Source organism: Gordonia sp. J1A (assembly GCF_055393515.1).
In genome coordinates this window covers 1,998,261-2,011,581 of sequence record NZ_AP041607.1, presented here as the reverse complement: position 1 = coordinate 2,011,581, position 13,321 = coordinate 1,998,261, and the positions used below count along the sequence as shown (strand labels likewise).

The 13,321-nt window shown below is 70.1% G+C and carries 10 protein-coding genes and 1 tRNA gene; 8 read left to right on the top strand and 3 right to left on the bottom strand.

What is annotated here, in order from left to right; genetic code table 11:
• Positions 1-22 precede the first annotated feature (22 nt).
• Genes fdnG through nrfD form a run of 3 tightly spaced genes read left to right on the top strand, consistent with a single transcriptional unit; the run spans position 23 to position 5,294 of the window.
• Positions 23-3,187, top strand: a complete 3,165-nt coding sequence (fdnG, locus tag ACZ5QD_RS09410; RefSeq protein ID WP_464366697.1) for a formate dehydrogenase-N subunit alpha — start codon at positions 23-25, stop codon at positions 3,185-3,187.
• Positions 3,187-4,209 carry a 4Fe-4S dicluster domain-containing protein gene (locus ACZ5QD_RS09405; protein WP_222111734.1) on the top strand — a complete coding sequence of 341 codons (1,023 nt, stop codon included), beginning with the start codon at positions 3,187-3,189 and terminating at the stop codon, positions 4,207-4,209. The genes fdnG and ACZ5QD_RS09405 overlap by 1 nt, the downstream gene beginning before the upstream one ends.
• Positions 4,206-5,294, top strand: coding sequence for an NrfD/PsrC family molybdoenzyme membrane anchor subunit (gene nrfD, locus ACZ5QD_RS09400; RefSeq protein WP_222111735.1), 1,089 nt, complete (start codon positions 4,206-4,208; stop codon positions 5,292-5,294). The genes ACZ5QD_RS09405 and nrfD overlap by 4 nt, the downstream gene beginning before the upstream one ends.
• Here nrfD and selD read toward each other — a convergent pair.
• Positions 5,281-6,270, bottom strand: a complete 990-nt coding sequence (gene selD, locus ACZ5QD_RS09395; protein ID WP_222111736.1) for a selenide, water dikinase SelD — start codon at positions 6,268-6,270, stop codon at positions 5,281-5,283. The two genes, nrfD and selD, sit on opposite strands and share 14 nt — an antisense overlap.
• A 32-nt stretch (positions 6,271-6,302) precedes the next feature.
• Between selD and ACZ5QD_RS09390 the strand changes: the two genes are divergently transcribed.
• The 3 genes from ACZ5QD_RS09390 to selB all read left to right on the top strand — a co-directional run bounded on the left by ACZ5QD_RS09390 (position 6,303) and on the right by selB (position 9,567).
• Positions 6,303-6,398 (top strand) — tRNA-Sec (locus ACZ5QD_RS09390).
• Positions 6,399-6,427: 29 nt separating this feature from the next.
• Positions 6,428-7,744 carry an L-seryl-tRNA(Sec) selenium transferase gene (gene selA / locus ACZ5QD_RS09385; RefSeq protein WP_222111737.1) on the top strand — a complete coding sequence of 439 codons (1,317 nt, stop codon included), beginning with the start codon at positions 6,428-6,430 and terminating at the stop codon, positions 7,742-7,744.
• Positions 7,745-7,749: 5 nt separating this feature from the next.
• Positions 7,750-9,567, top strand: a complete 1,818-nt coding sequence (gene selB / locus ACZ5QD_RS09380; RefSeq protein WP_464366696.1) for a selenocysteine-specific translation elongation factor — start codon at positions 7,750-7,752, stop codon at positions 9,565-9,567.
• Between the two features lie 93 nt (positions 9,568-9,660).
• Here selB and ACZ5QD_RS09375 read toward each other — a convergent pair whose 3' ends face one another.
• Entirely contained in the window at positions 9,661-10,461 is an 801-nt protein-coding gene (locus ACZ5QD_RS09375) for an ABC transporter permease subunit (protein WP_006895802.1), read from the bottom strand.
• A complete protein-coding gene (locus tag ACZ5QD_RS09370; protein WP_006895803.1) occupies positions 10,458-11,372 on the bottom strand; it encodes an ABC transporter ATP-binding protein in 915 nt (304 codons plus the stop codon). The genes ACZ5QD_RS09375 and ACZ5QD_RS09370 overlap by 4 nt, the downstream gene beginning before the upstream one ends.
• A gap of 133 nt (positions 11,373-11,505) precedes the next feature.
• On the opposite strand from ACZ5QD_RS09370, the gene ACZ5QD_RS09365 reads away from it, so the two are divergent.
• Complete coding sequence (locus ACZ5QD_RS09365) at positions 11,506-12,666, top strand: sensor histidine kinase (RefSeq protein WP_039867203.1); 1,161 nt, start codon at positions 11,506-11,508, stop codon at positions 12,664-12,666.
• On the top strand, positions 12,663-13,316 hold the full coding sequence (locus ACZ5QD_RS09360; RefSeq protein WP_039867204.1) for a response regulator: 654 nt from the start codon (positions 12,663-12,665) through the stop codon (positions 13,314-13,316). The genes ACZ5QD_RS09365 and ACZ5QD_RS09360 overlap by 4 nt, the downstream gene beginning before the upstream one ends.
• Positions 13,317-13,321 lie beyond the last annotated feature (5 nt).

The following is a 13,321-nucleotide window of genomic DNA, read 5'->3' as shown; positions in this document are numbered from 1 at the left end:
CCGACGCGATAGGGTTGGGGACGTGTCCAGGTTCAGTCCCCTCGAGTGGCCGGTGTTCCGGCAACTGCGGTCGGGTGACGTGCTGGGCCGAGGCCCCGCGGTGGAGTCGCCGCGCACCAAGGCGATGCAGTCACGCACCGCCACGGCGGACCGGATGGCGCAGAGCGTCTGCCCGTTCTGTGCGGTCGGGTGCGGTCAGCGGGTGTACGTCAAGGATGAGCGGGTCATCGCCATCGAGGGCGATCCGGATTCCCCGATCTCGCGCGGGCGACTCTGTCCGAAGGGGGCGTCGAGCGAGCAATTGGTGAACAACCCGCTCCGGCAGACCACGGTCCGCTACCGCGCCCCGTACGCCACGCAGTGGCAGGACCTGGATCGGGACACCGCGATCGACATGATCGCCGACCGCTTCCTCGAAGCCCGTCGCAGGCACTGGCAGGACGTCGACGAGCACGGAAACCCCTTGCGCCGCACCATGGGTGTGGCCTCACTCGGCGGGGCGACGCTAGACAACGAAGAGAATTACCTGATCAAGAAGCTCTTCACCGCCGCGGGCGCGATTCAGATCGAGAATCAGGCGCGGATATGACACTCCGCCACGGTTCCCGGTCTGGGAGCCTCGTTCGGCCGCGGTGGTGCCACCCAGTTCTTGCAGGACATGGCCAATGCCGACTGCATCGTGCTCATGGGCGGCAACATGGCGGAAGCGCATCCCGTCGGATTCCAATGGGTCACTGAGGCGAAGGCGCGCGGTGCCCGCGTGATCCACGTCGATCCGCGTTTCACCCGCACGTCGGCGGTGGTCGACAAGCACATCTCGATCCGGGCGGGATCGGACATCGTGCTGCTGGGTGCGCTGATCAACTACATGATCACCCGCGAGCGCTACTTCCACGAGTACGTCGTCGCGTACACCAACGCGGCGACTCTGGTGAGCGAGGACTACCGGGACACCGACGACCTGGACGGTCTCTTCTCCGGCTTCGACGAGGAGTCCGGCACCTACGATCGCGCCACCTGGCAGTACACCGGCGGGCGGGACGAGACGCTGCAGGATCCGCGCACCGTGTTCCAGATCCTGAAGCGGCACTACTCCCGCTACACCCCGGAGATGGTGACGCAGATGTGCGGCATCGCCGAAGCGGAGTTCGAGTACCTCGCACGGTCGCTGGCCGACAACTCGGGTCCCGAACGCACCGGATGCTTCGGCTACGCGACCGGGTGGACTCAGCACACGATGGGTGCCCAGGTGATCCGCACGGCTGCCATTCTGCAGTTGCTTCTCGGCAACGTCGGACGTCCCGGTGGCGGAATCATGGCGTTGCGCGGTCACGCGAGCATCCAGGGCTCCACGGACATTCCGACGCTGTTCGATCTGCTTCCCGGCTACCTGCCGATGCCGTCCGCGGGCAAGCACAATACGTTCGACGACTACCTCGCGACGGTGCGGCCGGCGTCCGGCAAGGGATTCTGGGCGTATGCCGAGGACTACGCGGTGAGTCTGCTCAAGGCGTGGTGGGGTGAGGCGGCGACCGCCGAGAACGACTGGTGCTTCGACTATCTGCCGCGGCTCACCGGACCGGCGGGCACATACCAGACCGTGGTGGAGATGCTGGAGGGCAATGTCGACGGTTACTTCATCGTCGGTCAGAACCCCGCCGTCGGATCGGCCAACAGCCGTCAACAGCGGATGGCGATGTCCAAGCTCAAGTGGCTGGTGGTGCGTGATCTGAACATGATCGAGAGCGCCACCTGGTGGAAGGAGGGGCCCGAGATCGACTCGGGTGAGCTGAAGACCGAGGGCATCGCCACCGAGGTCTTCTTCCTGCCGGCCGCCACCCACGTCGAGAAGGCCGGCTCGTTCACTCAGACGCAGCGCATGGTGCAGTGGCGCCACCAGGCGGTGGCCCCACCCGGCGACGCGCAGAGCGAACTCGACTTCTATTACGAACTCGGCAGGCGCATCCGGGAACGCGTGGCCGACTCGACCGACCCGCGCGACCGTCCCCTCCAGGATCTGACCTGGGACTACCGCCGCAACGAACACGGTGACGTGGACCCGGAGGCGGTGCTCGCCGAGATCAACGGCCGTCATCTGACGGGGCCGAACGCCGGCGAACCGATCGACTCCTACACGGAGTTGCGTTCCGACGGCTCCACGATCTCCGGGTGCTGGATCTACGCGGGCGTCTACGCCGGCGGGGTCAACAGGGCCGCGCGGCGCACGCCCGGCGGCGGTGGCGGTGTGACGCAGTCCGACTGGGGCTGGGTGTGGCCGTCCGACCGCCGCATCCTCTACAACCGGGCGTCGGCCGACCCGCAGGGCCGGCCGTGGAGCGAACGTAAGAAGTACGTCTGGTGGGACGTGGACGCCGGACGGTGGACCGGATCGGACGTTCCGGACTTCCCGATCGACCGCGCGCCTGGGACGGTGCCGCCGGAGGGTGCGATCGGTGCCGACGCCATCGGCGGCGACGACGCGTTCATCATGCAGGCGGACGGGAAGGGCTGGCTGTTCGCGCCGAACGGTCTGGTCGACGGTCCGATGCCGACGCACTACGAGTCGCAGGAGTCGCCGGTCCGCAACGCCCTGTATCCGCAGCAGCAGTCGCCGGCCAGGGTGATGCTCCCCCGCGAGGACAATCTCGACGCGCCGAGTGCCGGCGACCCGGGCGCCGGCGTCTACCCGTACGTCTTCACGACGTACCGGCTCACCGAGCACCACACGGCGGGCGGCATGAGTCGATGGTCGCCGTACCTCTCCGAACTCCAGCCGGAGATGTTCTGCGAGGTCTCTCCGGAACTGGCCGCCGAATGCGGGCTGACCGCGCAGGGATGGGCGACGATCGTCTCGCCGCGCGGTGTGATCGAGGCCCGGGTGCTGGTCACCGACCGGATGCGGCCGCTGGAGATCAACGGCCGCGTGGTGCACCAGGTGGGTCTGCCGTATCACTGGGGTGTGGGCAACGACGCGGTGGTCAGCGGTGACGCCGCCAACGACCTCGTCGGTGTCACGATGGATCCGAACGTCTTCATTCAGGAGTCGAAGGTGGGTTCGTGTGCGGTCATCGCGGGGCGTCGTCCGCGCGGTGCCGCCGCCGATGCGCTGGTGCGCGACTACCAGCGACGGTCCGGGGTCACCGTCGAGACGGACAACAGCCGTCTCACACCGCGAGAGGAGCAGTGATGGGCCAGCTGACCGGACCGACCGATCCGAGCGCCGATGCGCACTGGCATCCTCACGAGGACCGGCGCGGCTTCTTCACCGACACCTCGATCTGCATCGGCTGCAAAGCCTGCGAGGTGGCGTGCAAGGAGTGGAACGGCAACCCGAGAGACGGCGACCTCGAGTTCACCGGAATGTCGTACGACAACTCCGTGTCTCTCGGTGCCAGCACGTGGCGGCATGTCGCCTTCGTCGAGCAGGACGCGGACCGCATCGCCACGGCACGAGCCTCGGGCGCTGGGCTGGCGGACCTGGGTATGCCGCAGGTCCGCGGTGCCGACCCCCTCGACCCGCCGGCGCCGAGTTCGCCGTCACCGGACACGACGCCGCCGGACACGCCGGAATTCCGATGGCTGATGTCCTCAGACGTCTGCAAGCACTGCACGCACGCCGGTTGCCTCGACGTGTGCCCCACCGGCGCGATGATGCGGACGGAGTTCGGCACCGTGGTGGTGCAGGCCGACATCTGCAACGGCTGCGGCACCTGCGTGGCCGGCTGCCCCTTCGGGGTGGTGGAGCGCCGCAGCGACGGCACGGTGGCGCCGACCGTCCGCGAGGGCGACCGCAAGGGTGAGCAGCCCGAGATCCCGAATCGGGGCGTCGCACAGAAGTGCACGCTGTGCTACGACCGCCTGCGAGACGACCAGACGCCCGCCTGTGCACAGACGTGCCCCACCACGTCGATCTCCTTCGGCCGGCGCACGGACATGGTGGAGCGGGCGCACGAGCGAGTGGCGCAACTGCACGCCGAGGGCATGACCGAGGCGCGGCTGTACGGCGCCAACGAGGACGACGGCGTCGGCGGCACCGGGTCGGTGTTCCTGCTGCTCGACGAGCCGGAGGTGTACGGACTGCCGCCCGATCCCCGCGTGTGCACCGCCGATCTGCCCCGGATGTACCGGCGCGCCGGTGCGGCGGTGGCCGGGATGGTGGGCGCCGCCGTGCTGTCGTTCCTCGGCTCGCGAAGGGACCGGCGAGCGTGACGAGTTCCGAATACGGCCAGTTCCGTCCGCCGCGTCCGCAGCGGGGGAGGCGTCGCGGGGGCGGCGGTCGCCGCGGCGACGAGTTGATGGTGCCGCAGGCGCAGGTGGAGCATCTCGATGAGAACGGCTACTACGGGCACCCCGTCGTCAAGGCGCCGCCCTGGGAGACGCCCGTCGGTGCGTATCTGGTGCTCGGCGGGATCGCCGGCGGCTCCGGACTGCTCGCCGCGGGTGCTCAGCTCACCGGACGGAAGGTGTTGCGCCGCAATGCGCGACTGGCGGGGCTCGGCGCCGCGGGGGCCGGAGCTCTGGCGCTCGTCGCCGATCTAGGCCGGCCGGAGCGGTTCCTGCACATGATGAGGACCTTCAAGGTCACCTCGCCGATGAGCGTCGGCTCATGGATTCTGATGGGGTACAGCGGGATGATCGGGGTGGCCGCCGCGTCGGAGGTCGACGCTCTGACGGGTGATCGGCTGCCGCTCGGCCGGCTCCGACCGCTGCTCCGGGCACTCGAGGGCCCGGCGGGACTGGGGGCGGCCGCGATGGGTGCCCCGCTGGCCGCGTACACCGCGGTCCTGCTCGGCGACACCGCGATGCCGACGTGGAATGCGATGCACCGGGATCTTCCCTTCGTGTTCGTCAGTTCCGCGAGCTTGGCCGCGGGCGGTCTCGCACTGATCACCACGCCCGCAGCGGAAGCGGGACCGGCCCGCAATCTGGCCGTTCTCGGTGTGATCGGCGACGTCGCGGCGACGCGGCTGATGGAGCAGCGGATGGACCCGGTGGCCGCCGAACCCCTCCACCACGGCGGGCCGGGGAAGCTGATGCGCTGGGCCGAGCGGCTCGCGGTGGCCGGCGGCGTGGGCGCGCTGATCGCGGGCGGTCGGCAGGGCCGGGGCCGGCGGGCGCTGGCAGCGGCGGCCGGTGGAGCGCTGGTCGCGGCGTCCACGTGCACGCGGTTCGGCGTCTTTCATGCGGGCCTGGAGTCGGCGCGCGATCCGCGCTACACGATCGAACCGCAGAAGCGCAGGCTCGCGGCCCGCCGTGCGGCGGGGGTGACGGGAGACTCGATCACCGGACTGTGATGCCCGGCGCTCCGCCGGCCACGGTGTGCCCGATCACCGGATGGCCGGGCACTTCACCGACCACCAGCAGACCGCCGGAGGTCTGGGCGTCGGCCAACAGCAGCAGATCGTCTTCGCTCACCCCGGCGCCCGCGCCGAGGTGCGGGCGCACCCAGTCCAGGTTGCGTCGCGTCCCGCCGGAGACGTAGCCGTCGCGGAGGGCTTCGAGAGCGCCGTCGAGTACCGGCACCGCCGAGGCCTCCACCACGGCGCTCACGCCGGACGCGCGGCACATCTTGTAGAGGTGGCCCAGCAGACCGAAGCCCGTGACGTCGGTGGCGGCCTGGACGCCGTTCGCCACGGCGGCGTCGGCCGCGTCGCGGTTGAGTGCGGTCATCGACGCGATCGCGTTGGGAAACACCTCGCCGGTCCGCTTGTGCCGATTGTTCAGCAAGCCGACGCCGAGGGGTTTGGTCAGCGTGAGGGGGAGCCCCGGCTCGGCGGCGTCGTTGCGCAGGAGACGGTCGGGGTCGGCGACGCCGGTGACCGCCATGCCGTACTTGGGCTCGGGGTCGTCGATGGTGTGACCGCCGATCACCGGGCATCCGGCCTGGGCGCCGACGTCGAGCCCGCCGCGCAGCACCTCCGTCAGCAGTTCCATCGGCAGCACCTCGCGAGGCCAGCCGACTAGGTTGACGGCCACCACCGGCCGCCCGCCCATCGCGTAGACGTCCGACAGGGCGTTGGCCGCGGCGATCGCGCCCCAGTCGTAGGCGGAGTCGACGACGGGAGTGAAGAAGTCGGCGGTGGACAGCACCGCCAGACCGTCGGCGACGCGGACCGCGGCGGCGTCGTCGCCGTCGTCGAGACCCACCAGCACATCGGGAGATCGCTGTCCGACGAGGCCGCGCACCGCGTCCTCCAACTCGCCCGCCGGGATCTTGCAGGCGCACCCTCCGCCGTGGGCGTAGTCGGTCAGTCGCTTAACCTGAGTCACACGGCCGAGCGTAGACGGCTATGTTGGTCTGCGGAGGCGTCTGGGTTCCTGGTGGGCCCCCCGGTCTTCAAAACCGGTGAGGTCGAGTATCTCGGTCTGGCGGGTTCGATTCCCGTCCGTCTCCGCCAACTCTCTCGTCGAGTGACCAGGAGACTGAGTGAATCAGGTTGCGCCGCAGCACGACCCGCGCAGATTGATTCCGCGCACGGATGCTCTGCTGGCGTTGCCGGAGGTAGCGGCGGCTCGTCGGCGCCTGTCGGCGGACACAGTCGTCGAGCGTGTCCGCGCGATACAGGAGAGGGCACGCCGAGGTGAGTTGCCGCCGCAGAAAGTGGCTGCCGCGGTGATCGCCGACCTCACCCGAGCGCGGGCTTCGGCGCAGACGCCGGTACTCAACGCCACCGGCGTCGTGGTCCACACCAATCTCGGGCGCGCCCCCCTCAGCCGGGCCGCGGTGTCGGCGATGGTCGATGCCGCCGGCTACGTCGATGTGGAACTGGACCTGGAATCGGGGGTCCGAGGCAAACGGGGCGCCCGGACCCGCTCCGCGTTGCTCGCCGCGTGCCCGGCGGCCGGTGACGCACTGGCGGTGAACAACGGCGCGGCGGCACTGGTGCTCGCGACCACGGCGCTGGCCGCCGGCCGTGAAGTCGTCGTCTCCCGCGGTGAACTGATCGAGATCGGAGCCGGGTTCCGGCTGCCCGACCTGATCGCGTCGACCGGGGCCCGGCTCCGCGAAGTCGGCACCACCAATCGCACGCATCTCTCCGACTACGCCGACGCGATCGGTCCGGACACCGGGTGTCTGCTCAAGGTTCACCCCAGCAACTTCACGGTGTCCGGATTCACCTCGGCCGCGCCGGTGAGCGAGCTGGCGCAGGTGGCGCGGGACCGGGGCGTGCCGCTCGTCGTGGACGTCGGCTCCGGACTGCTGGCGCCGGATCGGACATTGCCCGACGAACCGGATGCGGCGACGATGCTGAACGACGGTGCGGATCTGGTGACCGCGAGCGGCGACAAACTGCTCGGCGGGCCGCAGGCCGGCCTGGTCCTGGGGCGGGCAGATCTGGTGCAGCGGCTGTCGCGGCATCCGCTGGCGCGTGCGGTGCGAATCGACAAGCTGGCGCTGGCCGCGCTCGAAGCGACGGTCGCCGGACCCACCGCGCCGGTGGTCGAATACCTGCACGCCGATCCGGAGCGTCTGCGGGCGCGAGCGCAGGCGCTGGCGGCGGCCGTGGACGGGACCGTCGTCGAGCACGACGGCCGCGTGGGCGGCGGCGGTGCTCCGGGAGTTCCGCTGCCCGGCTACGCGGTCCGGCTGCCGGAGTCGATAGCCGCGCGGCTGCGGACCGGGACGCCGTCGGTGCTGCCGCGCGTGCACGACGGGTTCACACTGATCGACCTGCGCTGCGTTCCGGAGGCGGACGACTCGCGGCTCGCCGAGGCCGTCCGCGCCGCCATGCGGGCGGACTGACCCCAGTGTTCGTCGTCGCAACCGCGGGACACGTCGACCACGGCAAGTCGACTGTCGTGAAAGCGCTGACCGGGATGGAGCCGGACCGCTGGGAACTGGAGCGGCGGCGCGGTCTCACGATCGACCTGGGTTTCGTCTGGACCGTGCTGCCCTCGGGTCGGGAGGTGGGCTTCGTCGACGTGCCGGGCCACGAGCGGTTCCTGACGAACATGCTCGCCGGGCTGGGACCGGCCCCCGCCGTGTGCTTCGTGGTCGCCGCAGACGAGGGGTGGCGCGAACAGTCCTCAGATCACCGTGATGCGCTTGCCGCGCTCGGCGTCGACCGCGGACTGATCGTGGTGACCCGGACCGATCGGGCGTCGGCGGACCGGATCGCCGAGGTCACCGCGCAGGCGCGGCACGAATTGGCGAACACCGGACTCGCCGACGCCGAGGCGGTCGCCGTCTCGGCCCGTGACGGCACCGGGCTCGACGATCTGCGCGGCGCGCTGGACCGGATGCTCTCGGCACTGCCGCAGCCGCGGTCCGGACGAGTACGGCTGTGGGTCGATCGTGCATTCACCGTCACCGGCTCGGGCACCGTGGTCACCGGGACACTCGAGGCCGGGGCACTCGCTTCGGGCGAGCGTCTGGACCTGTTCGGCAGAGACGGTCGTCGTGAAGTGACCGTCCGCGGACTCCAGTCGCACGGCAGGCCGCTCGACGCCGCGCGGCCGGTGAGCCGTACCGCGGTGAACCTCCGCGGCGTCGCCCACGATGCGATTCACCGCGGCGACGCACTGCTCACTCCGGGCGCCTGGCCGGTGACGACTCTCGTCGACGTCTGCCGTGTGGGGCCGGGGATGGGCCCGCGGGAACTTCCGGAGTGGCTCACAGCGCACATCGGCACGGTGGCGGTGCCGGTGCGCGTGCGCCCGCTCGACGGCGACCACCTTCGCCTCACCCTGGCGAGGGGACTCCCGCTCCAGCGGGACGACCGCCTGGCGCTGCGCGATCCCGGCGCGGGACGGATCCTCGGCGGCGTGCGGGTACTGGACGTCGATCCGCCCGAACTCGTCCGGCGCGGCGACGCGCGACGGCGGGCGGGAGCGCTCGCCGGTCTGGCACAGGACGCCGCCGCCCTCGCCGAGGTGCAGCGGCGGGGCGCGGTCCGGCGTACCCGACTCGACGACCTCGGTCTGGAGACCGGGGTGGTGCCCGACGGGGTCGAGGCGGTGGGCGAGTGGTGGGTGACGACGCGGCTGATGCATCACTGGCAGATGCGACTGCGTAGCGCGGTCGCGGAACTGCATGACCGCGACCCGTTGGCGGAGGGACTGTCGTACGGCGCGGCGCGGGATCTGCTCTCGTTACCCGACCCGGCGCTGCTCGGCGCTGTGGTCGACGGGGCCGGCGTGGCGGCCCGCGGCGGTCTGCTGTCGCTTCCGGAGCGCAGGTCCGATCTCGGCCCCGCCGAAGCGGGCGTCTGCGCACTCGAGAAGCGTCTCGCGGCCGATCCGTTCGCGGCTCCGGAGGCCGACGACCTGGCGGCTCTGGGGCTGGGCGTGCGCGAACTCGCCGCCGCCGACCGCGCCGGGAGGCTTCTCCGGCTCGGCGACGGGCTGGTATTGCTGCCCACCGCGCCGGCGCGGGCGATGCGCGAACTGGTCCGGCTGCCGCAGCCTTTCACCACCTCGCAGGCGCGGCAGGCACTGCGCACCTCGCGCCGTGTCGCGATCCCGCTGCTCGAGAACCTCGATGCGCGCGGCTGGACGCGGCGGATCGACGCCGGTCACCGCGAAGTCGTGCGCCCGTCCGGCCGACAGGCGGCGGAGACGGGGTGACAGCAGAAAGATGACTGGCGCACCCGGGGAGAGGTTTCGGGTGCGCCAGTCGGCATTGCGTTCAGCTCTTCCAGGTCAGGTGACCGCCTGAGGTCACTTGACCTCCGAACGCAAGATTCGGTAGATGCCCAGGGTGATGGGGATGCCGATCCAGATGGCGTGAGCCACCAGGAAGTGTGCCCATTCGGCTCCCGTCGGCCAGGAGTCGGACATCAGCGGGCCGGACGATGTGCTCGTGCTGATCCAGTCGCCCACATGGTGGTCGCGCAGCGCCGGAACCAGTTCCAGAACCAGGCCGATGGCGTTGGGCAGGACGAAGTAGGCGACGATCGCGGCCGGTGTGTTCAGGAACAGCGCGGCGAAACCGAAGCCGAGGAGGAGACCAGTGATCTGGAGGATCACCGCGCCGGTCAGCCCGGCGGCCGGGAACGACCACGAACCGTTCGGGTCGCCATATGCGGCGCCGACGATCACATTGCCGATGGCGCCGACGATCAGGGCGAAGGCGACTGCGGCCAGTGCGGCGACGAGCGAGGCTACCAGCTTGGCGACCACGATCCGTTCACGTCGCGGTTCCATGGTGAAGGTGATCAGGGCGCCGCGCTGGCTCCACTCGGAGGTCACCAGCAGAATCGCCATCACCGGCAGCAGGAAGCCGGTCGGCGTGTTCATGATGCCGAAGAAGTCGGCGAAGCCGGCGCCGTCACCGTTGTCGGTGGAGTTGCCGGTGGTGATCAGCATGACCACCATGATCACGACCGAGATGAGACCCATCGACGCGATCAGCCAGAAGCCGGCGCGGGTGTCGACGAGCTTGCGCAGTTCGACGCGGATCAGGCGGCTGAGCGGGATCGGCTTGGCCGTCTGATCGACGGCCGCATACGTGGTGGTCATCGGAAGACTCCCTGGTTGACGGGCTGCTCACGCTGGGTCTGCTGCGTGAGCTGCAAGAACATCGCCTCCAAGCCGGTGTTGTCGCCCGGCCGCAGCTCCACGAGGTGGATCTGGGCGTCGAGCGCCACCCGGCCGACGACGGTCGGTTCGGCTTCCACGTGGAAGCCGCCGTCGGCAGCGGGGTGCGCGACCACCTGGGCCGCGGCCAACGCGCGTCCGAGCCCGGCGTCGTCGACGGCCTTGACTCGGGTGCCGGTGCCCGCGAGCAACTGCTCCTTGGTGCCCTGCGCCACGATGCGGCCCTGCCCGATGACGATGAGATCGTCGGCGATGATCTCGATCTCGTGGAGCAGGTGGCTCGACAGCAGGACGGTGCCACCGCGGTCGGCGTAGTTGCGCAGCAGGGTGCGCATCCAGTGGATTCCCGCGGGATCGAGGCCGTTGACCGGCTCGTCGAGGATGAGTATCCGCGGATCGCCCAGCAGGGCGTTGGCGATGCCGAGCCGCTGGCGCATGCCGAGCGAGTAGTTGCGGACCCGGCGCCCCGCCTCCTGCGGCGTGAGGCTCACCAGGTTCAGGACCTCGTCGATGCGGCTGCGGTCGAGGCCCATGGTCATCGCGGACAGTCGCAGGATCTCGGCACCGGTCCGGCCTGCGTGCTGGGCGGATGCGTCGAGCAGGACTCCGACCTGAGTCGCCGGATTGTGGATGTCGCGGTACTCGACGCCGGCGATGGTCGCAGATCCGGCCGTGGCCGGAGTGAGTCCGGCGATGATCCGCATGGTGGTCGACTTGCCCGCGCCGTTGGGCCCGAGGAAGCCGGTGACACGGCCGGGCTTGCAGGCGAACGAGACGTCGTCGACGGCGACGTAGTCGCCATATCTCTTCGTGAGGTGCTCGACGGTGATCATGACTGACGATTCTGCTCTGAACCGGCGCCGGGCACATCAGTCCGCCGACTGATTCCGGGTCAGCCGAAAGTAGGGTATGACCCTGACCCGGCGCACGAGGGAGCACCGCGGGCGGCGGGATACGGTGACACACGTGCACCCCGACGACTATCAGCCACAGCTCACGTGGCGCAGCCATGCGTGGCGGCTCGCGGTGGTGCTCGCCGTCTCCGGACTGGTCTGGGGCACGCGGGCCGGCTACCAGTGGCAGTACGCGAGGTGGTGGTTCGCGGCTGATCTGCTCCTCGGCGTGCTGTCGTTGATCGCGGTGCACTGGCGTCGGAGGTATCCGGTCGCGGTGGCGATGGCGACCAACGTGGCTTCGACGGTGTCCGCGTCGGCGGCCGGACCGTCGATGCTGGCGCTGGTCTCGCTGTCGACCCGGCGACGGTGGCGGGAGATCGTTCCGGTCGCGGCGGTCGCGATGGTGTGTTCGCTGTTCTCGCAGCTGTGGCATCCACCCGACGAACCCGAGCCGACCGTCATCGACTACTTCGTCGTCGCGGTGATCCTACTGCTCACGATCGCGTGGGGCCTGTACCTCGGATCGCGGCGTGAACTTCTCGCCTCGTGGCGGTCTCGGGCCAAACTGGCCGAGGCGGAACAGGAGGCCAGGGTCCGGCATGCGAGGGCCACTGAGCGCGGCCGGATCGCGCGCGAGATGCACGACGTGCTCGCTCACCGGATCTCCACCGTGCACATGTACGCCGGAGCGCTGGCATTTCGCGACGACCTGCCGGCCGATCAGGTCCGCGATGCGGCGCGGACCATCGAGCAGATGTCGGCGACGGCGCTGACCGAGTTGCGCGAGGTGCTCGGTGTGCTCCGCGACGATCCCGGTGACGCGTCGCCCGAGCAGCCTCAGCCCGGAGCGGCCGACATCCCCGACCTCATCGACGAGAACCGCGGGCACGGAATGAATCTCGCCTTCGACTGCGACGCCGACCTGGCGGCGATCCCCGACGGGGTGGGGCGCACGCTCTACCGCTGTGTGCAGGAGGGTGTCACCAATGCGCGCAAGCACGCTCCGGCGACAGCGGTCGCGATCGGCCTCGACGGTGCACCCGACCGCGGTGTCGACCTGGTGGTGAGCAACCCGCTGCCCATCGGCGACCACAAGTCGAGAGTGCCGGAGTCCGGCTTCGGACTCGTCGGTCTCGCCGAGCGGGTGGAGCTTCGCGGCGGGCGGCAGTCGGCGCATCTGACGGCCGACGGCCGGTTCGTCCTGCGGGTGTGGCTACCGTGGCAGACTTGACGTCTCGATTGATGATCGTCGACGACGATCCGCTGGTCCGGTCCGGACTCCGGCTGCTGGTCGGCGGCGACCCCGGTCTGGAGGTGATCGCCGAGGCAGGAGACGGCCGAGAGGCACTGGCCCGGTACGCGGCCGATCCGGTCGATCTGCTGTTGATGGATCTGCGAATGCCGGTGATGGACGGTATCGACGCGACCGCCGCGTTCAAGGCGGCACCGAATCCGCCCGCCGTCATCGTGCTCACCACTTTCGACGCCGACGAGTACGTGGTCCGAGCGCTGGCTGTCGGCGCCGACGGGTTCCTGTTGAAGGACACTCCGCCGGCGGAGATCATCACGGCGATCGGACGGGTGCTGGCTGGGGAGCCGGCGCTGAGCCCGTCGGTCACTGCGGCGCTCATCAAGCAGGTCGTCGACGGCCGGGACGGAAACCGGGAGTCCACGGCCCGGGAGGCGGTGGACGCGCTGACCGGTCGTGAGCGAGAGGTGGCCGTCTGTCTGGCTCGGGGCGCGTCGAACGCCGAGATCGCCTCGGAGCTGTACATGTCGGTGGCGACGGTCAAGGCCCACATCTCCCGGATCTTCACCAAACTCGACGCCGCCAACCGGGTGCAGGTCGCGATCCGGATCCACGACGCCGGACTCACCTGAGCCGG